Here is a 23,837-nt window from a genome sequence, read left to right as displayed (position 1 = left end):
AAAACTGTCAACTTTATTCTAGCGTTAACAAATGCAGCAGGTATCTGTAGGTGACCTGGATGTAAGAGTTGGATTGACCGGAGGGGATATAGGGAGAATCAGTAAAACCATTGATGCTATGCTGGAGCAAATCAGAAGCTTGATTTCGAGGATTTACCTGGAGGAGTCGGAAAAAAGGAAGCTGGAGATGCTGGCCATGCAATCCCAAATTCGCCCTCACTTCATGTACAATACAATCAATGCGATCAAGTGGATGGCTAAAATGCAGGGAGCAAGCGGAATAGAAGAAGCGTTGAATTCATTCTCCTCCGTCATTAAGTTTACCGCAAAGACAGAAGGTGACTTTGTAACGGTGAGGGAAGAGACTGATTTTATTAAAGATTATATTCAAATCCTTGATTTACGATATTTTAATAAGTTTGATGTTCACTATGATATTGATGAAAATGTCCTTGAATACAAGACATTAAAGTTCCTCCTTCAGCCATTGGTCGAGAATGCTGTCTTCCATGGGTTTGATAAAATTGAAGATAAAGGCATGCTGGAAATTAAAGTTGGCCAGGAGGATGGTCGGCTCATTTTTGTTATAAAAGATAATGGAATCGGAATACCTGATGAACTGCTCGACGACAGCCATTCTATCCAAAAGTTGAATTCGATTGGAATCAGCAATATTCAAAAACGGATTGAATTAAATTTTGGAAAGGAATATGGATTGTTTTTATCAAGTGAAAAGAATCAGGGAACAGTGGCGAAAATAGTGCTGCCGATTATGAAATAAAATCGAGGTGGTTCGGTGAAAATTTTGATTGTGGATGATGAACCTCTAGTAAGGGTCGGTATCAAGTCCAGCTATGATTGGGAAGGAAATGGATATGAAATTGCCGGCGAAGCTGAAGATGGGGAGAAGGCGTTAAGAATGATCGAGGAAGTCAAGCCCGATATTGTCATCCTCGATATAAAAATGCCTAGGCTGGATGGTTTGCAGGTGCTGGAGGAAATCCAGCAAAGGAAGATCGAAACCTATGTGATTGTCCTGAGCAGCTTTGACGATCTCGACCATGTGAAAAAGGCGATGAAGCTGGGTGCTAAGGATTATTTCCACAAACCAACAATGAACGGTACTTTAATTGCTGAGGCTCTAAAGCAGTTTAAGGTTGATCAAGTAAAAGCAGGGGACTCTGACAACAGTGCCACAATGGCAAACGGAGCACTAAATGAGCTTTTGAATGGCAGCCTGGATATAGAAAAGGGCATGCTGGCTGTGAAAGAACGAAATCTTTCGGTTCTCTTGATAAAAGTGAAAAATTACTCACAAGTCATCAAAAGGTATCAAAATGACGATAGAGGGTTTTTAAAAAAATCATTCATGAATTTAATGAAAGAAATCATCTCCAAGGAAAAGGAAACAGAGCTTCTTGACATGAATGAGGAAGAATATGTGTTGGTGATAAGCCAGAGCCAGAGCCGCAGTGCTCAGGAATGTCAGGAAAGAATCAGTAAATTAACAGCATTTATGGTGAATTCAATCAAACGTTTGATGAATATTGATATCGTTGTTGGAGTAAGCGATCAGGTTCATGCTTTTCGCGATGTTAGACAAGCGTATTCACAGGCGAGAACAGCGTTACAGGCTGCTTTTTATGATTCTGCCAAAATGGTGTTTTTCTATCAAAGAGAAAATGGGAATGGGGAAGAGCAATGCCTGGAAGATGCGAATGCATTTATATCCAGGCTAAAAGGGCTTCTGAGTCAAGGGTCAAGGAATGAATTCCTCGAAGTGCTTTCAAAATGGCATGATTTTCTTAAGGATACAAGATGTATCTGTGATCAGGACCTAAAAAAAATTTATAAAGGCTTCTTATTTATCATGCTGGATGGGGAAGAAGAGTATTTTCGGACGGAAAGAGAGATTGATGAAATGGCCAGCTTTGAGGAGCTTTCGGCTTATTTTACAAAAAAAGCGGATGATGAAAATGAATCTGCCGGAAATCTCAGTCCAATCACCAAAAACATCCTCAATTATATTAAAGTGAATTATCAGCAGGATATATCATTGAAAAAGCTGGCAGATGAGTTTAATGTCAGTCCGAACTACGTCAGCAAGCTATTCAATAAGGAAATGGAAAGGGGCTTGCTTGATTACTTGAATGAAATCAGGGTCGAAAAGGCTAAAAAGCTCCTGAATGAATATCCATATAAAATTTATGAAGTAGCAGAGATGGTCGGCTTTAACAGCCAGGTTCATTTTAATATTGTTTTTCATAAATACGTCGGGATGTCCCCGAAAGAATACCGTAAAAGCAGCCTGTGACCAGATCAGGCTGTTTTTTATTTAGGATGATTTTATTAAAGAAAAGATAACAATATTAAAAAAGGAAAAGGAAGATTTAGAAGAAAGTTGATTATATTAAAGAAATGATTGACTCATTAATTTTTTCAAGCCAATGAAAGCGCTATTATAAGGACAAGGAAATAACATAACCATTTGAGAGGGGTTCAAATATGTTTAAAAAGACAGCTATTTTAGCGATTGCCTTAATGATGCTGCTTGTAACGGGCTGCGGAAATTCTAATAAGGAAAATGAAAGCGGTTCCGGTTCTGCTGGCGAAAAGCAGACTGTAACAATGGGATTTTGGGGAGCAGCAGAGGATTTGAAGCTGTATAAAGATGCGGCTGCTAAGATTAATGAAGTAAATAAAGATTTTCAGCTGGAAATTAAACAATATCCAAGCAGTGAGCAGTTCTGGGACACTCTTCCTGCAGAAATAGCTGCAGGTGTAGCACCTGATTTTATCAAAGTATCCAACGAAGGAGCTTATGAGTATATTTCCAAAGGGTTATTCACTCCACTGGATGAGTTCATTGGTTCTGAAGAATTAGATATGAGTGTTTTTAATGAGAATGTTGTAGACGTATGGAAGGTAGACGACAAGCAGTATGGTATTCCAAACACAATGAATGCAGCGATGTTCTTCATCAATGAAGATATGTGGAAGGAAGCTGGATTGGGCGAATATCCAACGACATGGGATGAAGTATACGAAGCAGCTGAAAAGCTAACCAAAGATGAAGTAAGTGGGATCGGCATCAATCTGCATCCATACCATATCACAAACTATCTGAAGAGCTATGGCGGCGGTTGGAATTACGGTGAGAATATTGATTCTGAAGAAAACGTAAAAGCATTGGATTTTGTATTGAAAATGTATGAAGAAGATTTGGCAGTGACCCCTAAAGAGCTTGGCTTAGGCTGGGACGGCGAAGTATTCGCGAATGAAAAAGCGGCAATGACAACAGGTGGTTACTGGTACAAGGCTTTCCTCAAGGATGCGAATCCAGATTTGAAATATGCAGTACTTCCTATTCCTGAAGGAACTGAAAAAGGAAGCAGCATGATCTCTGATGCTTATGTCCTTTTGAAGGATTCCAAGAACAAAGAAGCTGCGGTACAGGCTGCTTACAAACTGACTAGTGAAGAAGTACAGCAGCAATTCATGGCTATTGGACATAATCCATCAAGGACAGCTTTATCAGAGCAGTATTTCAAAGAGAATCCAGAGTTCAAGGAAATCGAAAAGGCACTTGAATACAGCACGGATTGGGAGTATCCCGATAACACAAAAATGTTCACTGACAAGTTAGCTGAAGAACTTGAAGCTAAAGTTCTAGGCGGCAATGATAAGTCAGCTAAAGACATTCTGGAAAGTATCCAGCAGTCAGTTAAATAGAAAACAAATATTCTTAGGCTGAAAAAATAAACTGGCCAGGCCTTAAAGTGTCTGACCCCATTCCGTTACACAAGAAGGTGGAAGGGGGTCCGGCACTTCATTTTTTAGGCAATGCCGCTGAAGACAAGTTATAGAGGAGGAAGATACATGTTGAAGGCAGAAACATACACCGGCAGAAATAAAGTCGAAAAACAGACAGCTAGATCTCGTTTCTCTTTAAGGTCACTGGCAGATTCGGACCAATTTGTCGGATGGGTATTCTCACTTCCATTTTTGATTTTATGGGGCTGGTGGTTCTTTTACCCCTTCATGGAATCGTTCGTAAGAAGCTTCCAGGAAGTCAATTTCATGGATTTGAGCCAGGCGAAATTCATTGGGCTACAAAACTACGTTAACATCCTGCATGATCCACAATTTTACCAGGCACTTGGCAATTCCCTTAAAATTGTTTTGATTGCTGTACCAGTCCAGACTGTTTTGGGACTTGTGATGGCGGTACTGGTCAATCAAAAGATCAAAGGAAAAGGACTTTTCCGGACGGTCTTTTTCATCCCTTATATCACTTCACAAATTGCACTGACAACTGTTGCGATGATGCTTTTTAAAGAAAATACATTTGTCACGAAGTTTTTCGCAGCATTCGGCATGGAAAATGTGACATGGTTTGCAAGTACGGAATATGCGTTATTATTTGTCACTATGTTGTTTATCTTCCAGCAGGTTGGATTTACGATGATCGTCTATCTTTCTGCTTTGCAGGAAATTTCCAAAGAATTATATGAAGCAAGTGTCATCGATGGAGCAAATGCCTGGCAGAAATTCCGCTACATCACCGTACCAATGTTAAGACCTGTGACATTCTTTGTCGTATCAGTAGGGACAATCCTCGGCTTCCAGATCTTCGATCAGATAGCGGCAATTTCAAGATATGGCGCTCTCGGCTCGCCGGCAGGAGCGACAAGCACGGTCATTACGTATTTCTATCAACACGGTATCCGCTATATGAATCTGGGATATGGTAGTGCGGCTGTTGTCATTTTCTTCTTTATTATTATGTTTATAACTGTACTGCAGAAAAAATTATTGGATGACAAGGAGTGATAAAAATGACTTTTAGAAATAAAGTATCGAAGATAGGCGTCTATATTGCGATTGTAATTCTTGCTTTAGTTTTTGCTGCTCCATTTTTATATACTCTGTATACTTCTTTCATTCCAATTAAGTATGTTAATACATTTACAGGATTCGAAAACTGGACCTTTGATAACTATAAGACCTTTTTCACAGGTGATGCATACAACGTATCGAAATGGCTTTTAAATACGGTTATCATGACTGGAATCATTCTGATTGGAAACCTGATCATCAATCCAATGGCAGCATATGCCCTGGCGAAACTGGACTTTTTCGGCAAAAAATTGATTTTCTGGATTGTCGTTGTGACAATGATGATTCCGTACCATATGATTTTGATTCCTGTATATGTGAACATGGCGAAGCTAGGCTGGCTCAACTCTTTTGCAGCCTTGACGATTCCGTTTCTTTTTCAAGCAATCTATATTTTCATGCTCCGACAGTTTTTCATCGGGGTTCCGAATGAATTAATAGAAGCAGCGCGAATGGATGGCCTGACTAAGATGGGGGCCTTCTGGAGAATAGTTTATCCACTGTCAAAGCCTGTCCTGATTACAGTTGCAATTCTAACCTTTGCGGGAACCTGGAACAGTTACCTGATTCCAAGCACGCTCGCCAATACACCTGAAAAATATGTACTTGTTGTCGGTCTGAACAGTGTCAAAGACATGTTCTTTGAAAACACGCCATTGATTATGGCTGGTGTTGTACTGACTACCTTGCCGATCCTTGTATTCTTCTTTGTCTTCCAGAAACAGTATATGGAGGGTGTTTCGAATTCAGGGCTTAAAGGTTAATCTGGCAAGTTAAGATTTATTTTACTTCTAAAGGATGTGCGGATTATGGATTACAGTGTCATTAAAGAAGGAGATTTATTTTTCCTGACGGAGAAAAACGGGGATATCACTTCAAACTTGGACAAGGGGTACGGATTATATACGAAGGACACCCGGTTTTTAAGCAAACTGGAAGTCCTAGTGGATGGAGAAAGACCAGAACTTTTATCTTCGGAGTCAAACAAAAGTTATCTGGCAAGCATTCATCTGATGAAAAATGTGAAGGATACTGGAGCGCTTGAAGTAGAAAGAAAGAGATTCATCTACGATGGTGTTTTATATGAAAATATCATTTTCACAAACTATTTTCTGGATAAAAGAAATGCGGAAATTTCCTTGTCATTTGATGCCGATTTTCAGGACATGTTCATTGTCCGACAGTACCGTGAAGGAAATGTTGGAAATAAACTAGATTCTGTTATTGGAGAAAAGGAATATAGAGTTCGTTACCAGGGTGCAGATGACCTTTTAAGGGAAACGCTTATCAGCTGGGATTTGGCTGGCGCGGAGATTGATGAAAATGGAAAAGTGTCTTTTTCGATCGAGCTTGAGCCGAAGGAAAGTAAGCAGATTGGTTTAACTGTTACACCTCTTTTGGACGGAAAAGGCGGGCAGACGCTGCCATTTTCGGAGGCTTTGGAGCGTCTTGAGGGTTCCTATAAACAGTGGAAAAGCGAAACAACTACAGTGAAATCAGACCTTCCTTTGTTCAACAGCCTTTATAACCGGGGTGTCCAGGATTTGCGGATGCTGATGACCGATGTGGGCTTCGGCGACGTGCCTGTTGCAGGGCTCCCCTGGTTTGCTGTGCCGTTTGGCAGGGACAGCTTGATTACTTCTCTTTTCATGCTGCCGCTGAATCCATATAAGGTCAAAGGAACGCTCCGTACACTTGCGAACTTCCAGGGCACTAAAGTAGATAAATGGCGAGATGAACAGCCAGGAAAAATCATGCACGAAATTCGCTTCGGCGAGCTGGTGACAACTGGACAGTCGCCATTCAGTCCCTACTACGGAACGATTGACGCGACACCTTTGTTCCTTGTGCTGATCGGTGAGTATTACAACTGGACAGGGGACCTGGAGCTTGTAAAAGAACTGCTGCCGAACATCGAACGCGCGCTTGAATGGATAGAAGAGTATGGCCAAAAGGAAACTGGGTTCCTTTCCTATCACCAGGAAGCTGAAAAGGGATTTCCTAATCAGGGATGGAAGGACTCAAGCAATTCCATGGTCCATGAAAATGGTGAATACGCCAAGTCCCCGATTGCTCTTTCAGAAGTACAAGGCTATGCATACCAGGCAAAGAAATCATTGGCACCTATCCTTCATATGCTTGGGGAAGACGAACTGGCAGGGAAGTTGGAAGATGACGCAGCAAAATTAAAAGCGAGCTTCGAAAACTTCTTCTGGATGAAAGATGAGCAGTTTTATGCGATTGCGCTTGACCAAGACAACGATCAGGTCAAATCCGTCACATCAAACCCTGGACATCTGCTGTTTTCCATGCTGCCTGATGCAGAGCGAGCTGAAAAGGTCGCTGACAGGCTGATCCAGGAAGATTTATTCAACGGTTATGGAATCCGGACAATGAGCGTGGATGCTGCCGGTTATTATCCGATGAGCTACCATAATGGAAGTGTTTGGCCGCATGACAATGGCATGATCCTGCTTGGTCTCAGCAAGCTAGGATACAAGCAGCAGGCCGGAAAAGTCATTTCAGGGCTGATCGAGGCCTCGAAACAATTTGAGTACCAGCGATTACCTGAGCTATTCAGCGGACATGATGCGGAATTGGGCTACCCAGTTCCATATCCAACGACATGCTCACCGCAGGCATGGTCAGCAGCGACCGCATTCGCATTCCTGCAATCCATCCTGGGAATTCATCCGAATTCGATGACGAAAGAAATTCACCTGAATCCTTTCTTCATTGAGGGAATGAACTCACTGTCAGTGGATCATCTCTCAGTTGGTGCAGGGGTGTTGTCACTTAAAGTGGAGAGAAGCATAGAGACAGGAGAAATTGCTGTTGAGGTTATTGAAAATACGACCGGTTTTGAACTGGTAGTTAATAAATAGTTTTTCCGTAAAAAGCCTTGGTGCTGGAGGGAAATCAAACGGCTAATAGGACAAACATTATTTTCAGCAGAGTTTACTAGAAAGGGAGAGGACAGATGGAAAAAACGTGGTGGAAGGAAGCTGTAGTCTATCAGGTCTACTGGAGAAGCTTTTACGATACAGATGGAGATGGATACGGCGACCTGCAGGGCGTCATCGAAAAACTTGATTATATAAAAGAGTTGGGGATCGATGTCATCTGGCTAAATCCTTTCTATGAATCTCCTGATGTGGATAATGGCTATGATATCTCAGACTACCAGGGAGTGATGAAGAAGGCGGGAACGATGGAAACTTTCGACAGGCTGCTTGATGAAGTTCACAAACGAGGCATGAAGCTGATCATGGACCTTGTTGTTAACCATACATCAGATCAGCACCCGTGGTTCCTTGAGTCACGCTCTTCAAAAGATAATCCTAAGCGGGATTACTATATTTGGAGAAAAGAACCCAATAACTGGCGTTCCTATTTTGCCCCGTCAACATGGGAGTACGATGAGCAGACAGGCGAATACTATTTCCATTCATTTGCTGTCGAGCAGCCGGATTTGAACTGGGAGAACCCTAAGGTCAGGGAAGAAATTTATGAGATGATGCACTTTTGGCTGAAAAAGGGGATTGATGGATTCCGCATGGACGTCATCAACCTGCTTGCTAAAATTGCCGGCTTCCCCAATGCGGAAAATCCGCTGGATATTTCCTATTTAGGGAATAACCCTGGAATTCACGAGTATCTGCAGGAAATGCATGAAAAGGTTCTCCGCCATTATGATGTTTTCACAGTCGGGGAAATCCCGTTTGTTACACCTGAAGATGGTGTACTGTATGTTGGTGAACACAGAAAAGAGCTTCACACACTTTTTCATTTTGAAGTATGTGATTATATGGCTTCATGGGACATGCAGAGGTTTAAAGAGATTCAAAAGAGATGGTATGAAGGCATGTGGGGCAAAGGCTGGAATTCTCAGTTCCTGAATAATCATGATCATACACGGATTGTTACCAGGTTTGGGAATGATACTGACTACCGGGAAGAATCTGCTAAGTGTTTTGCGACCCTGCTTCATACGCTGCCAGGAATGCCTTATGTTTTTCAGGGTGAAGAGATTGGAATGACGGGTGTCCGCTTCGATTCAATTGATGAATACAATGATATTGCCATGAAGAACAAATATAAAGAAGAAGTTGCAAAAGGTCGTGAACCACAGGAGGTTCTTGAGAGCCTGCAGCTGCTTTCCCGTGATAATTCACGGACGCCTGTACAGTGGGATGCCTCTGCAAATGGCGGTTTCACATCAGGCGACCCATGGATCAAGGTGAATCCGAACTATAAAGAAATCAATGTTGAACAGGCGCTTGCTGATCCGGACTCAGTGTTCTTTTTCTATAAGAAGCTGATCCAGCTTCGCAAGGAAAATGAAGTGATGGTGTATGGAGATTTCGAAACATACCTGGACGATCATCTGGAAATCTATGCCTATACACGTGAGCTTGATAATGAACGCTGGCTTATCGTTCTGAATATCTCTGAACAGAAATCAATCCTTGAGCTGTCTTCGGACACGGATTTTGTAGTGAAAGAGCTTCTATTGGCTAATTACGAGGTTGCAGATAAAGAAAACATCGATTCAGTCGAGCTGCAGCCATATGAGGCCAGAATTTACCGCGTTGAGAAGCAATAGTTGAAAAGTTAGCGTAGAGAAGTGTGGGAAGCACTTCTCTTTTGTTTTGAAAGGATTTAGTATGAAAGAAAGGACTAATAAATGGATAATGAAAAGGAGTGTGAAATATAATGCTTGGAGCGATTGAAGCAGGTGGTACTAAATTTGTTTGTGCGGTAGGAGATGAAACCGGAAGAGTCATTGAGCGCATTCAGATTCCAACCACTTTACCGGCCGAGACAATGACCAAAGTAATTGCCTTTTTTAAAAAGTATAAGATCGATGCAATCGGCATCGGTTCGTTTGGCCCTATTGACGTAAATACGGATAGCGATACATATGGTTACATAACATCCACCCCGAAGCCTGGGTGGAAGGACTATCCTTTTGTCCAGGAAATTAAGAATGCTTTGTCCGTTCCAGTTGGATTTAATACCGATGTTAACGCTGCTGCGCTGGGAGAAGCCACCTTTGGTGCAGCGAAAGGACTGGATAGCTGCTTATACATCACGGTCGGAACAGGCATTGGAGCTGGAGCAGTCGTCCAGGGGAGGCTGCTTCAAGGGCTTTCGCATCCGGAAATGGGGCATATCCTTGTAAGACGGCATCCGGAGGATCACTATAAAGGAAAATGTCCTTATCATTCGGATTGCCTTGAAGGTCTTGCCGCAGGTCCTTCTATCGAGGAGCGCTGGGGAGCGAAAGGTATTAAACTGGTCGGACGCGATGAAGTCTGGGAAATGGAAGGCTATTATATCGCCCAGGCATTGATGCAGTATATCCTGATTCTATCACCAAAAAAAATAATCCTCGGTGGCGGTGTCATGAATCAAAAACAGGTATTCTCGTATATCCAAAAATACTTACAAGAGTTTCTGAATGACTATGTTGCCTTGCCAGAGCTGTCTGATTATATCGTAAGTCCAGGCCTTGGTGATAACGCAGGAATTATAGGTTCTCTTTTGTTAGCCAAAAATGCATTAGAGGAACAAGAATAGGAAGTAAACATTGCCCTTCCTGAAAATGTCTTTTAATATGGTAGTTATGTGAATCGTAACTATGGAGGTTTATGAACATGTCGATACAACCATTATTTTTTGAACCGGTTTTCAAAGAACGAATTTGGGGCGGAGAGCAGCTGAAGTCTTTTGGCTATGAGATTCCTTCCGGCCAAACGGGCGAATGTTGGGCATTTGCTGCTCACAGCAATGGCCAGAGCGTTGTGAAGAACGGAGAACATAAGGGATTAACCTTAGGTGAGCTTTGGGAAGAGAAACGTGAACTTTTCGGGAACATTGAGGGTGACCGTTTTCCATTGTTGACGAAAATCCTGGATGCTGCCCAGGATTTATCAGTGCAGGTTCATCCTGATGACGAATATGGCCTTAAACATGAAGGCGATCTGGGCAAGACAGAGTGCTGGTATATCATTGATTGCGAAAAAGATGCAGAAATCATCTACGGTCATACTGCTAAAACAAGAGAAGAGCTCGAAGCGATGATCCAGGAAGGAAAATGGGACGAGCTTCTTACGAAAGTACCAGTTAAGCCAGGCGACTTCTACTTTGTTCCAAGCGGGACTGTTCATGCAATCGGAGCCGGAATCGTCATTCTGGAAACCCAACAAAACTCGGATACAACATACAGAGTTTATGACTATGACCGCAGGGATAACGAAGGCAATCTGCGCGAGCTGCATATCGAGCAGTCGATTGCGGTAACGACTGTTCCTGCCGTAAAGCCGGAAATCAGGCCTGTTGTCAAAACATCAGGTGATATGAAAATCACTACCTTTGTAGAAAGTGATTATTTCACTGTCCACAAATGGGAATTGGCAGGCAACACAAAATTGAATCAAGACCTTACCTTCCAATTAGTGAGTGTTATTGATGGAACAGGATCACTGGTTAAGGATAATGATCGGTTTGAGTTCAATAAGGGTGACCATTTCATGCTGCCATCTGAATTTGGCGAATATGAACTGGATGGAAGTGCTGAATTGATTGTTTCGCATTTGTAATGTCAAAAGCAGCCGACATTCATTGGAGTTGCGATAAATGTCAGCTGCTTTTCTTTTAGCAAAGAGTGAAAGTAGCGTACTTATCGCTGATAAGGAGAGGTGAAGAAAATGACATGGGATATTAAGGAATCAAGCACGAATAAAGTGGACAGGTTCAAGGTCACTGTAGATAAAGTTATTCTGCCGAATAAGGAAGAGAAGACCTTTTCGTATTTGGATTTCGCTAAAGGAGTCTGTATCCTTCCAATTACGAAAGATCATGAGGTGGTCTGTCTAAAGCAATACCGCCATGCAATTAAAGACTGGCAATGGGAATTGCCAGCAGGGACGATTGAACCTGAAGGAAGTTCTCCTCTTGAGATAGCAAAAAAAGAGCTTGAGGAAGAAACAGGCTATGTTGCTGAGCATTGGCTCGATCTGGGAAGCTTCTATCCTTCTCCAGGGTCGACGACAGAGGAAATCTCTCTTTTTGCCGCCGCTGGTTTGACGAAGGCTGAACAAAAGCTTGAAAACAGCGAGCAAATTGAATTACATACTCTTACGATGGAAGAGCTGAAGAACCTGGTTGCCGAAGGGACATTTAAGCACGGCGCAGGACTTGCGGCTATTCTGCGATATAAATTCATGACAGACGATCAATAGGAACCAAACAGGAGGATATACCCCAATCCGGGGAATATCCTCTGCTCAAGTTTATCGACTTAGAAGATATACTGTCTCCATGACCTCCTTATTTCCTCATAATATCTAATTCTTTATAAACTTGTTCCCAAATCGTTTCTTCCCTTTCATCCTTTATGTAAGGTTCAAATCCTAAATTCAAGTAAGCATTAATAGCTTTCAGATTTGTTGTCTGGGTTTTAAGATACGCTTTTCCATACATGCTGGCCAATTGTTGGAGCAGGAAGGTCAATAATGGTTTTGCAAGTTTCTTCCCCTGGTGTTCAGGTACGATTCCAACCCAGTGGATCCGTCCCATTTCCTCACCATTCAGCTCACCAAACCATGCGCTTGCTGTGCCTATGGCTTGTCCGGTTTCGTCTTCTATAAAAAACACCCTTTGTCTGACGGCGTCTGGATAGGGAACAAATTCTTGCCTGAAACGCTCCAACCCTGTATCTATAGAATCAAACTCACCAGCTTTTGTTAAAATGGTAGCCCATTTTTCTTCATCTTGTTTAAAACTTCTTATTTTATAAGGTTCGGGGAGAGGATATGAGGGAATGTTGGATAAGGAATGCGCCATTATGAGCGGCAGTCTTTGCATATGAATTCCTCCGGTATATAAACTTTTTTTTATAAGTATTGCAAAAGGAACAACGCAAAGCAATTCTTTTCACAGACAAAATCATGAAATATAGCTAGAATTATGGGAAAACGATTTGTAAGAGGGATTATATGAATAGCAGAAACTATGAGGTATTGAAAGCTTTACTGGAAAGTGAGCAGACTTTTTCGGTTAAAGAGTTGGCTGACATTGCGGGTTGCTCAGAAAAAACGGTCAGGAATGATTTTAAAGTCATAGATGATTGGCTCAATAGGGAAACGAACTTAATCATGGTAAGGAAACCGGGACTGGGGATTTTTATTGAAGGTAACCAGGAAGAAAGAGCAACTATTCTTCAAAGAATGATGAAAATGAACGGTGGAGAGGCTTCCGACACTTTAAGAAAACTAATCATCATCAAAATGCTGCTTTTGAAAGATGGCCCCTCGACTCTACAGGAATTTGCCGAGCATTTTTATGTCAGCAAGACTATGATCAGGAGTGAGCTTGAAGAAATTGAAGAATGGCTTGCAAGGTTTGATTTGCGATTATTAAAGAAACAGGGGCATGGCATCGAAATTGTTGGCGTTGAAAAGGACTGGCGCACCGCACTTTCGCAGGTCACCCACATGATCATCAAAGCAGCTGCTGAGGAGCGGAAATCGGTTGAGAGTATATTCGAATCAGGAGAAATCGATTTTACCAAGAGCAGGTTAAGGAAATTGGAAGTCGAGCTTGGATTTTCTTTTACCGATGAGGCGCTTGAAAACTTGGTCACTCATATTTTAATTTCTATTAAAAGAGTGAAGCAAGGAAGCAGGATTGAACTTCCTGCAAAGGATATCGAACAAATTGAAAAGAAAACCGAATATAGTACGATTCAGACCTTTGTAAAGGAAATAGAACGAACCATGGCTATCAAAATTCCGAGGGAGGAGATTGCCTATATCACGCTCCGTATCCTTGGAGCCAAAATTTACTATCCCTCAACTATTGATCTGGAGAAAGTAGGAGAGGAACTGGCAAGGCTGGATCATGATGCAGTTTCATTTACAAAAAAGCTGATTTCGGCTGTATCTGATGTATCTGGGGATCCGTTTTACAATGATCATCATCTTTTGATAGGATTGGCCTTGCATATGCAAACTTCTTTTTATCGCCTAAAATACTCTTTTCCAGTAGAGAACCCAATGCTGAATGAAATAAAAAAGATGTATTTTACGTTATTTGAGACCATTTATTATGTCATTCCAACTGTATTAGAAGACTTTCAAATAAGTATTCCTGAAGATGAGATCGCCTATATTACTCTTCACTTCCAGGCCTCATTGGAGAGAATCGGGAAGCAAACCTTTAACAACAGGAAGGTTTTGCTTGTCTGCTCAATGGGAGTAGGAATGTCACAGCTGATGCAGACGAAGCTTGAAAGAAAGTTCCATAACCTTGAGATCGTTGGGACTTCTTCCATAAAAGATATTAAAAAGGAAATCAACGATAAAAATCCAGATCTTATCATCAGTACAGTTCCATTTGAAAGTGGTTCAGTCCCGCTTATTACCGTTTCTCCTTTTTTAATGTTAGAGGAGGAACGGAAGATAAAGGACTTTTTGGAGAATCCTGTTCATGAACAGATGGAAAACAAATATCCTACGATCCACTATCTGATGGAGAAAGAACTTATAGTAATTAATTCAGAACGGGATACAAGGCCGGGGATCATTGGCAGACTCTCAGATACCCTGATAGAAAAAGGATATATACAGCCTGAATATAAGCAATCAGTGTATATGCGGGAAGAGCAGTCCTCTACCGTTATAGGCAGCGGCATTGCGATTCCGCACGGAAATTCTGATTTTGTTAATGAAGCTAAACTGGCCGTGGCTCTGTTCCAGGAGCCGATACAATGGGGGATTGACAAGGTATCAGTGGTGTTCCTGCTAGCAATAGATCATGCAAATAAGGGTATGTTAAAAGAGCTGTTCAAAGAAATCTCACGATTGATGGACGATTCATTAGTTCTTCAGAAATTGAGTGAAACTTCATCCCCTGAAGAAGTATTGAATATCTTCAAGTAGTGAAAGCGCTTTTACTTAATTTATTTTTGCCGTAACTTACGGTAAAAGTAATTCTTTTGGATGGGATAGTAAGCGTTACTATAAGGATGTAATTATTATTAATTTATTTTTACAGGGGGATAAATAAATGAAGTTATTGGCGATTACATCCTGTCCAAACGGAATAGCTCATACTTATATGGCTGCCGAAAATCTTCAAAAGACAGCTGAAAAGCTAGGTATTGCCATGAAGGTAGAGACACAGGGTTCTATCGGAGTAGAAAATGAATTCACTGCAGCGGAAATTGCAGAAGCAGATGGCATTATCATCGCTGCAGATAAAACAGTTGATAAAAGCCGTTTTGTTGGCAAGAAGCTGATTGAAACCGGTGTTCAAGATGGTATTCATAAAGCAGAAGACTTAATCAAACGCTTTGAAACTGGTAATGTACCAGAATATAAAGATGATCTTAAGTCAATCAATGAAGTGAAAGAAGAAAGAAAGAGCAAACAAAATCCAGTATACCGTCACTTGATGAACGGTGTATCGTATATGATCCCATTTGTTGTAGTAGGAGGACTATTGATCGCTCTTGCTTTGGCACTTGGCGGTGAACCGACAGAAACTGGTCTGGCGATTCCAGAGGGTTCTATGTGGAATAAGGTCCTGAGTGTAGGAGCAGCAGGCTTTACATTCATGGTTCCAATCCTTGCAGGTTTTATTGCGATGAGTATTGCTGACCGTCCTGGTCTTGCACCTGGGATGATCGGCGGATATATCGCGGCAAACGGAAGTTTTTATGACAGTGAAGCAGGTGCAGGTTTCCTTGGCGGGATCCTTGCAGGTTTTGTAGCTGGTTATATTGCGAAATGGATTAAGACTTGGCCGGTTCCAAAGATGATTCAGCCGATCATGCCAATCCTTGTTATTCCGCTTTTAGCTTCTCTAGCGATCGCTTCGTTGTTTATTTTCGTAGTCGGTGCTCCGATTGCAAGCTTGATGGATGGATTGACTTCATTCCTGAATGGAATGCAAGGCGCGAGCAGCGTTGTTCTGGCTTTACTTCTTGGAGCGATGATTGCATTTGATATGGGTGGTCCAGTTAATAAGGTTGCCTTCCTATTTGGAGCAAGTATGATTGGAGCAGGTAACACTGAGATCATGGGTGCAATTGCCGCAGCAATCTGTGTACCGCCTCTTGCAATGGGTGTTGCAACATTACTGAATAAAAAGAAATACGAAAAGGCTGAACAAGAAGCAGGTAAAGCTGCACTGGCAATGGGTCTTGTCGGTATCACTGAAGGTGCCATTCCATTCGCGGCAAAAGATCCGCTTCGCGTTATTCCAAGTATCATGGTAGGTTCCATGGTAGCTTCGGTCATTGCAATGCTTTCTAATGTTGGCAACAACGTGCCACACGGTGGACCAGTAGTAGCTGTCCTTGGAGCAATTTCTAACCCGGTTATGTACTTCGTTGGCATCATTGCTGGTGTTATCGTAGCCGCCTTGATGGTTAACGTATTGAAAAAGAACGTATAAATCAACTTTGATTAGCAACTGATAGGAGTGTTATAAATGAAATTAACAGATTTGACTAACCTTGAGCTTATTAGCACGGATCTAAATGGCTCAACTCAAAAAGAGATTATCGATGAATTAATCGAAAAGCTTGATGGAGCAGGTGTGCTCAAATCAAAGCGTAAATTCAGGAAAGCAATTGAGAAGCGTGAAGAGGAAGGCAGTACAGGAATCGGTTTCGGCATAGCTATTCCTCATGGCAAATCAAAAGCTGTAACAACTCCACAGGTTGCTTTTGGAATCAAGAGGGATGGAGTGGATTGGAAAAGTGCCGATGGTTCACTGGCGAAGCTGGTCTTCATGATCGCTGTACCTGAAGAAAGTGCAGGGAACGAGCACTTGAAAATCCTGCAAATGCTTTCCCGCAAATTAATGAACGAAGACTTTAGAGCGTCCTTGATCAATGCCCAGACAACAGAAGAAGCTTATAAGCTTCTTGAAGAAATTGAATAGAGACATTTAAGAGGAGAGATGAAATAAGCTCTTCTCTTTTTTATAAGACAAGTGTGGGAGGATACTTTGTGATGCTTAAAAAAATCCATAAAGGCCTGGTTGTATCATGCCAGGCACTTGAAAATGAACCATTGCACAGCCCGTATATCATGGGTAGGATGGCCCTTGCCGCAGAACAGGGAGGTGGTGTCGGAATCCGGGCAAATACAGGAGTGGATATTAAGGAGATAAAGAAAAACGTCAGTCTTCCGGTTATTGGGATTGTCAAACAAGACTATCAAGATTCTGAAGTGTACATAACTCCTACAATAAAAGAAGTCGATGAACTCGTCCTGGCCGGGGCAGAGATGATTGCAGTGGATGGGACAAATCGGATTCATCCTGATGGAATGGATCTGAAAACATTCTTTCGTGAGGTAAAACAGAAATATCCTCTACAGTTGCTGATGGCAGATGTATCTACAGTTGAAGAAGCTGAGTTTGCACAGCAATTAGGGTTCGACTGTGTATCCACTACTTTGGTCGGCTATACAAAAGAAACAGCTGGACAGAAATTATATGAAAATGATTTTGAGATCCTTAAAGAAATGATTGCGAAAGTAAAAGTTCCTGTTATTGCTGAAGGGAATATACTTACGCCGGATATGGCAAAGAGATGTCTGGAAGTAGGAGCCCACGCTGTAGTCGTTGGGGGAGCCATAACGAGGCCGCAAACTATAACGAAGAGATTTTTGGATGCGATGGAGTAAGATATATCTATAGGACTACGCATCTTAAGTATTACGTAGCATACTTAATATGCAGTTGTAATAAGGAGCTATGTTTCATTTTGGCCCCCAATCAGTATAATGGGATCTTATAATGAGGGGGCCAATCCTTCTTAAAACCGCTAATCACTTCTAGTTAGTTTAAGATCTTGATAGGATTATGGCTACTATACAAGACTGCGATGGACTTTTTAAAAAAGGAAGGACATAAAGACAGCTTTTTGACTAATGGTAATTTATATTAGATAAAAAGTGATTTAAATTCAAACAAGGAAGTTTGTATAGATTAAATAACGATGAAGTAAGAGTAACGAAAAAGCACCTGATATTATATATATCAGGTACTCTAAGTCTAATTACATTTGGTTAGCTGCTAGCGTTACGATAGCACTCAACAATACAGAAAGAAGAATTAAAATACCATACGTGATCGTCTGTTTTCTTCGTTTCTTTTTTTGCTTCGCTTCAGGCGTTAGCCATTGATATTCCATTGACATCAAATAATCTCCTATCTATTTTGATGGTAGCTGGCAGGCTTTGTCTGAGACAGAGGCCCCTATAGCTTTGCGTCATTACTTTTCAGTAATTTTGCCATTGTTATAATTATATAGTACTTCTGGATATAAAAACCACAAATAATAGTTAATTTTATAAAAAAATAGAATATTATGCATGCTCTGAATGAATGGCTAATATTATTTGATTTCCAAGTGCTCTTTTAACGCTTGCTGTAAACCTTGCTTTTTTTCATTGGGTACAATGTAGTAATAGATCCCGTCAATTTTTGTTCCACTGCCGCTGACTTCCATTTGTTGAATACTTTTAGCAGCTTCCTTATAATTTGCCTGTATATCTACCATCTCATCGAACTTCATGTTTGTTTTGATATTCTTTCCTAAAGCTTCAAAGATCTCATTAAATTTTGTCAGGGATGAGAAGCTTGCTCCCTTACTGATTACAGCCTGAATAATTTGACGCTGACGTGACTGGCGGCCGAAATCACCTCGAGGATCTTCGTATCGCATCCGGGAGTACTTCAATGCTTTTTCACCATTTAAAAGTATTTCGCCTTTCGGGAAATGGAAGCCTTCATAGGTGAAATCGAGATTATTATTGACCGTTACACCACCTACTGCATCTACAATATCCTGGAAGCCTTCCATATTGATTTGCATATAGTAATCTATCGGTATATTCAGGAAGTTTTCAACTGTATCCATCGACATTTCTATTCCGCCGAAAGCATAAGCATGGTTAATCTTATCGTCAAAGCCTTTGCCGATGATCTCTGTCCTAGTATCACGAGGGATACTTAGCATCTTCGTAGTCTTTGTATTTGGGTTCACAGTGAGTACAATTAACGTATCAGAACGACCACGGTCGCCTTCACGCTCATCTACTCCCATCATCAAAACAGAAAATGGCTGCTTCTTTTCCAAAGTGACCGGTGCCGGACGCTTCTCCGACTTCTCACGATCAATCGGCTGATGCATCGTATCAACCGCATTTGTCAAAGAATTATACACATAAAAAGCATATCCACCCACAACAACAAAAAGGAGAAGAATAGTTATTCCCAATACTTTAAGCCAAGTAGGCTTTTTCTTACTCTTACTATTATTCGATCGCATATCTATATTCCTTCCTAGGTTAGCAGATTTTGCACTAATTCCTATATTAGCAAATTATTGGGTAAGTGAGAATTTATTTTTTATGAGAGGAACTAGGTGCTTTTTTGGGAGTGGATTCTGAGAGAAGGGGAAATTGGAGGGAACTTCCCCCCAATTAGATCACCTCCGCAAAAGCCGGGATTTGTCATGGGTGGAAGACTGAAATGGATTAGCTGTACCTGATATAAGGATTAGAAGTATTATCCAGGTGCCTGCTTCGACATACGATTATGAATATGTTTTGAAGAAGGTCGTCTATTGTAAAGCATTTTAAGGGTTTTTACGAGTGATTGAAACATGATGAATGCCTGAAGATATTTACCGTAAACGGAGACTGACAGATGAATGGGAAGAAATCGGGAGGCGCTCGGCGGGAGTGGCATTGTGAAAAGTCAGGGCAAAAATTGTCCCGAGTCAATGGTAAGTTCGATCTGAATGTTCCATCTCCATAGCCTCTAGCAAATTCATTCTGATAAATATCTTGAATCGAACTATACCTTTTGATGGATGGAGATATCATACTCTTCAACGATCTATCCACCGCCCATGAAGATGACAAGGTTGCTGGCTTCACGGTAGATTCCCATTTTATAAATCACAACCGACCATCGTCATGCCTTCTTGAGCGAGGTATTTCATAACCCCGAGGCTTCTTCGACCATTTCAGTATCGGTGACAGAGGGACAGTGACGTGCCCCCATTAAGTAGATGCTGATAATTCCCCTGGAGATTCTACTCTATTAATGTGAAAAACTATTTAATAAATAGGGAAATAGCCGATAATAGGTATAGCTAGATAAGACTTTCAGCCTAATTCTAAATCTGAGGATTATCCCAACTTCATAGTATGCTGTTGGAAAGTTGATCACCAAAGAGGCTATTGCCGTCCTTTTGATAAAAGGCTCGTACGAGAATTGTGATCAAATTAGTGGCGAAGTTTATGCCAATGTAGAACAGTATGCTTCTGCCGATATAAGCTTCGGAGCCAGGATATCACTCGGTAACTCCCATATTGACGAAGGCTATGAGATTTGTAAAAGAGTCATCAACATAGACAATCTGAAACAGCCTGATATAGGACAGGAAGTGGAAGCATGGGGATTTCTACCTTATGTTTCTTTTTTGAACATGTTAGACAGTATTCAAGAAAAACGTCTAAAACATCAACATACATTTGAAATATAATTTTACATAAATTGTTAATTGTATGGGCTATAGCCTGAATGGAGAATGATTCTTGCGTGCCAACTGGAACACTAGAACATTCCTATATTCCAGAGGGGGAAAACAGTTTGGAATGGAACGAGCATTTAAAGAAGGGGCTTGATCGCTGGATTGGACTCAGTGAGGGAGGAAGTCGGTATGAGTCTATTATGGAGCAGCTTAAGGAGCTCCGTAAGGATATCAATGATGAAATGACTGTTATGGTGGCAGGTGAGTTTAACGCAGGGAAATCGACTTTCATCAATGCGCTTTTGGGGCAAAAGGTACTTTCCTCTGATGTAACTCCGGAAACAGCAATGGTAACCAAGCTTACATATGGTCAAAAAAGGAAGGTGATTGCTCATTTCCTTAATGGTGAGGAAAAGGTCTATGATGATGCCTGGCTGGAGCAGCTAACGGCGGAGCGTGACGGAAAGCTGAAAAAAATTCGTCATAAGCTTTCTCATGTAGAGCTTCAGCTCCCTATCAAATTTCTCCAATCATTCACCATCATCGATACACCAGGGTTGAATGCGAACAACAAAAATCATACACAGGCGACAGAAAGATTCTTAAAACGTACTGACATAGCCATCTGGCTGTTCCACTATCTTAATGTTGGCACCAGTACGGATGTAGAATGGATTAAAAAGTTCATCGAGTTGGGAATCAATCCAATTGGAATTGTCAATCGAATTGATGAAATGGATTACTCTGATGACGATGAACTAGAGGATTTTCTTGATTTTCAAGTTCGTAGACTTTCCCCTGTAATCAACAAGCTCATAGCCGTTTCGGCGAAAGAAGCGTTGAAAGGGAAGCTTGAAAAGAATTCTGAATTAATGGAATGGAGCAACTGGGGTGAAGTCGATCATTTATTCAGCAGTTTTGCGGAACAGAAAGAGAAGAAACTTGAGCGCACATTTCAAAGGGTCAAACCGCTTCTTGAACAACTGGATAAGCTGCTGCTTATAGAAAAACTTGGACTTCCTCTTTCTTTGATGAGCCAGGAAGTACCTGATTTTATGTCAAAAGACTTTCCGGCCTTACATTCAATAAAAGAGAAACTGGACAGCAGCACGAAAGAGACAGAAAGGGTTGTGGACCAGTGGAATACTTTCCTCGATCGGAAAATGTATTCGGTTGAAAATGTGGACGATTTTCTTCAAGGATTTCTGCAATTCTATAAGGAACGTGTTGAAAGAAAAAATAATGTGAAAAAGAACCCTCAGCCGATATGGGAAATTGAGCTTCAGCCGCAATATCAGTTATTTAATGACGCGCGTCAAAAATTTCATGACGATTTGATTGAATTAAATCATGATCGGGACTTGCTGGTCAATCAGTGGAATCATTTGAAGGTTGATGGCCCCCTCTTTAAGAAGAAGAAGTTAGAGAAGCACGAGAGAATAATGGAGAAATTTAATTTGGATCGTGCAAAAATGGCAGGAAGACGTAAACAACTCACTGATCAGTACAACAGCATAGTAGCGAAATTGAAGTGGTATGAGCAAAAAATCAGCAAGTTGGCAACGGAAGATATTAGCCCTTGTGTGAATAAACAGAATCGTCTACTTAAGGATTGGAATACCCAGCTTGAAAGTGCCAATAAATCGTATGCCAAACTCTATAAAGAGGATATTGGGAAAGTTCGGCAATTATTGAAATGGCTGAAAGCTTTTGTCGAGGGGGTAGCTAATCCGTTACACATTGCGGGGCAAATGTCTGAAAATAACCTTCCATACGAAGAAGCAGCATTCATCCTTAATCATTTTGAAACTATGAGTGAAGAACTCCCAACTGAAGAGTTTTTCCTGCAATGGGATCAGTACAAAACGTACACAAAGGATCAAGAGCGAAATTTCAAATTGTCACTTCCAATCCTCCTGCCTCCAGAAATGAGCTCCTCAGAATTGCTGCAGGTGCCAGCAGAATTGAAACATGAGGTACAGGAGGAAATCCATCAAATTATCGCTAGCAGGAATAAGTGGCTAAAGCGGTCTGCGGTAGCTGCCATCATTGCTTTGCCGCTTATAGGGATGATTTCCTTGGATTATGATAAAGGGTCTCCTGTCTATGGGGAAAATGACTCGTACGATGAGGAGATGGATGCGGAAGATAACTATGCCGACAGCTATGAAGAGGGTTACGAAGATACTGAAGTGATTGATAGCGAGGAAGATAAGCGGCTTCTGGAAGAGAAGTTTGGACAAATAGAGATATCTTCATTTCTAAATTCGATGATTGAGCAGATGGTAGTTACCTCCAATTATCAAAGCCAGTGGTTCAGTGATAGTGGCTGGTATGATTTCTCCCCCTATTCAGAGGAAATTCAGGGTGGGGAGGTAGTCAGCCTGGAGGTTGCCGGCATTGATTATCTATCAGGTAATCAAATGAAGGCTGCTGTTATTGAAAAATACCTTATAGGCGGTTTCGAAAAACAATATGAAACAGAATACCTCATACAGACTTACCCAAATGGTTATGATGACGAACTGATAACCTCAGGGTTTTCTTACACGCTTAGCGCTGAAACAGAAGTGGACATCCCGGTGGCAGAGGGTGAGCTCGAGCAGTTTGTGGCTGATTTCCGCTATGCCTATATGGAAGCGTTGAATACAGGTGATTCAAGCTACATTCTTTCATACCTAGAGCCAGGAAGCATGGCTTATGATGAGCTGACGGAATATGTCGCGAAGGTAGCAGGGAAGGGCTATTCTTTTGAAGAAAAGAGTGTAGAAGTTAACGGAATTGAGCAATTGGGAACAAACCAGTATAAAGCGACTACGCAAGAGATTTTCATTTTTACTGATGAAAAAGGCAACAAATGGAGTTATGACCGCACGAAAGATTACATCCTCAAGCTGCATCAAGAGGCCGGTCCTGCCATCCAGGAAATCATAATTGGCAAAACAAACAAGACAAAAGTGACGGTGCCAACAGCTCATTTAGTAGACACTTATGCAGTAGACCAATTTATCAGAAACTACTATTCTGATTTCCGGGAGGCCTTCAATGGAGCAGGTTTTAGCTATGTCGAAGCCTATTATAATGTGGGTGATGCGGGGTATGAGAGTGCCAAGGCCTATATTGAAAGAGCCAACAGTAAAAACATGATGATGACCAATATTGAATTTACAGTGGATTCCATCAACCAGCAGGATGAAAATCATTATCTTGTGTCAGCGTATATAGAAGATCAGTACGCTTATCAGGACGGAACAGGGGACATTAAGAAATTGCGGGCACAGTATAAAGTTAGGGTGACTCTTGAAAGTGACATGTATGTATCAGGGGAACCAGAGATTACGATTATTGAAGAAATTGAGAACTAGGAGTG

Annotated in this window: 17 protein-coding genes, 1 pseudogene and 1 riboswitch; of the genes and pseudogenes, 15 read left to right on the top strand and 3 right to left on the bottom strand. The window is 41.4% G+C overall.

What is annotated here, in order from left to right; genetic code table 11:
- Positions 1-31 precede the first annotated feature (31 nt).
- The 10 genes from FOF60_RS22760 to FOF60_RS22715 all read left to right on the top strand — a co-directional run bounded on the left by FOF60_RS22760 (position 32) and on the right by FOF60_RS22715 (position 12,146).
- Entirely contained in the window at positions 32-781 is a 750-nt protein-coding gene (locus tag FOF60_RS22760; protein WP_192470926.1) for a sensor histidine kinase, read from the top strand.
- A 15-nt stretch (positions 782-796) separates the two neighbouring features.
- Positions 797-2,314 carry a response regulator gene (locus tag FOF60_RS22755; protein ID WP_192470927.1) on the top strand — a complete coding sequence of 506 codons (1,518 nt, stop codon included), beginning with the start codon at positions 797-799 and terminating at the stop codon, positions 2,312-2,314.
- A 191-nt stretch (positions 2,315-2,505) separates the two neighbouring features.
- Positions 2,506-3,732, top strand: coding sequence for an ABC transporter substrate-binding protein (locus FOF60_RS22750; RefSeq protein WP_192470928.1), 1,227 nt, complete (start codon positions 2,506-2,508; stop codon positions 3,730-3,732).
- Positions 3,733-3,879: 147 nt separating this feature from the next.
- On the top strand, positions 3,880-4,833 hold the full coding sequence (locus tag FOF60_RS22745; RefSeq protein WP_192470929.1) for a carbohydrate ABC transporter permease: 954 nt from the start codon (positions 3,880-3,882) through the stop codon (positions 4,831-4,833).
- Positions 4,834-4,838: 5 nt separating this feature from the next.
- On the top strand, positions 4,839-5,663 hold the full coding sequence (locus FOF60_RS22740; RefSeq protein WP_192470930.1) for a carbohydrate ABC transporter permease: 825 nt from the start codon (positions 4,839-4,841) through the stop codon (positions 5,661-5,663).
- A 45-nt stretch (positions 5,664-5,708) separates the two neighbouring features.
- Positions 5,709-7,784, top strand: a complete 2,076-nt coding sequence (locus tag FOF60_RS22735) for an amylo-alpha-1,6-glucosidase (protein ID WP_192470931.1) — start codon at positions 5,709-5,711, stop codon at positions 7,782-7,784.
- Between the two features lie 95 nt (positions 7,785-7,879).
- Positions 7,880-9,505 carry a glycoside hydrolase family 13 protein gene (locus tag FOF60_RS22730; RefSeq protein ID WP_192470932.1) on the top strand — a complete coding sequence of 542 codons (1,626 nt, stop codon included), beginning with the start codon at positions 7,880-7,882 and terminating at the stop codon, positions 9,503-9,505.
- Between the two features lie 110 nt (positions 9,506-9,615).
- Complete coding sequence (locus tag FOF60_RS22725; protein WP_192470933.1) at positions 9,616-10,482, top strand: ROK family protein; 867 nt, start codon at positions 9,616-9,618, stop codon at positions 10,480-10,482.
- Between the two features lie 77 nt (positions 10,483-10,559).
- Positions 10,560-11,504: a mannose-6-phosphate isomerase, class I gene (manA, locus tag FOF60_RS22720; RefSeq protein WP_192470934.1), complete on the top strand. Its 945-nt coding sequence runs from the start codon at positions 10,560-10,562 to the stop codon at positions 11,502-11,504.
- A 108-nt stretch (positions 11,505-11,612) separates the two neighbouring features.
- Positions 11,613-12,146: an NUDIX hydrolase gene (locus tag FOF60_RS22715; RefSeq protein WP_192470935.1), complete on the top strand. Its 534-nt coding sequence runs from the start codon at positions 11,613-11,615 to the stop codon at positions 12,144-12,146.
- Positions 12,147-12,234: 88 nt separating this feature from the next.
- On the opposite strand, the gene FOF60_RS22710 is transcribed toward FOF60_RS22715, so the two are convergent.
- Positions 12,235-12,771: a GNAT family N-acetyltransferase gene (locus FOF60_RS22710; RefSeq protein ID WP_192470936.1), complete on the bottom strand. Its 537-nt coding sequence runs from the start codon at positions 12,769-12,771 to the stop codon at positions 12,235-12,237.
- A gap of 131 nt (positions 12,772-12,902) precedes the next feature.
- Between FOF60_RS22710 and FOF60_RS22705 the strand changes: the two genes are divergently transcribed.
- The 3 genes and pseudogenes from FOF60_RS22705 (at position 12,903) to FOF60_RS22695 (ending at position 17,606) form a co-directional block, all read left to right on the top strand.
- Positions 12,903-14,846, top strand: a complete 1,944-nt coding sequence (locus tag FOF60_RS22705; protein WP_192470937.1) for a BglG family transcription antiterminator — start codon at positions 12,903-12,905, stop codon at positions 14,844-14,846.
- 127 nt (positions 14,847-14,973) lie between these two features.
- Positions 14,974-16,857, top strand: a pseudogene (locus FOF60_RS22700) (fructose-specific PTS transporter subunit EIIC).
- Positions 16,858-16,928: 71 nt separating this feature from the next.
- Positions 16,929-17,606, top strand: a complete 678-nt coding sequence (locus FOF60_RS22695) for an N-acetylmannosamine-6-phosphate 2-epimerase (RefSeq protein WP_192471055.1) — start codon at positions 16,929-16,931, stop codon at positions 17,604-17,606.
- Between the two features lie 374 nt (positions 17,607-17,980).
- Here FOF60_RS22695 and FOF60_RS22690 read toward each other — a convergent pair whose 3' ends face one another.
- Both FOF60_RS22690 and FOF60_RS22685 read right to left on the bottom strand, forming a co-directional pair.
- Positions 17,981-18,121, bottom strand: a complete 141-nt coding sequence (locus FOF60_RS22690; protein ID WP_192470940.1) for a hypothetical protein — start codon at positions 18,119-18,121, stop codon at positions 17,981-17,983.
- 22 nt (positions 18,122-18,143) lie between these two features.
- A riboswitch (cyclic di-GMP riboswitch) is annotated at positions 18,144-18,227 on the bottom strand.
- 92 nt (positions 18,228-18,319) lie between these two features.
- Entirely contained in the window at positions 18,320-19,255 is a 936-nt protein-coding gene (locus FOF60_RS22685) for a polyisoprenyl-teichoic acid--peptidoglycan teichoic acid transferase TagU (RefSeq protein WP_192470941.1), read from the bottom strand.
- Between the two features lie 900 nt (positions 19,256-20,155).
- Between FOF60_RS22685 and FOF60_RS22680 the strand changes: the two genes are divergently transcribed.
- Positions 20,156-20,479, top strand: a complete 324-nt coding sequence (locus tag FOF60_RS22680) for a hypothetical protein (RefSeq protein ID WP_192470943.1) — start codon at positions 20,156-20,158, stop codon at positions 20,477-20,479.
- 107 nt (positions 20,480-20,586) lie between these two features.
- Positions 20,587-23,832: a TcaA NTF2-like domain-containing protein gene (locus FOF60_RS22675; protein ID WP_192470944.1), complete on the top strand. Its 3,246-nt coding sequence runs from the start codon at positions 20,587-20,589 to the stop codon at positions 23,830-23,832.
- Positions 23,833-23,837: the final 5 nt, after the last annotated feature.

The organism is Mesobacillus jeotgali, assembly GCF_014856545.2.
GTDB lineage: Bacteria > Bacillota > Bacilli > Bacillales > Cytobacillaceae > Mesobacillus.
This window is presented reverse-complemented; position numbering and strand designations above follow the sequence as displayed.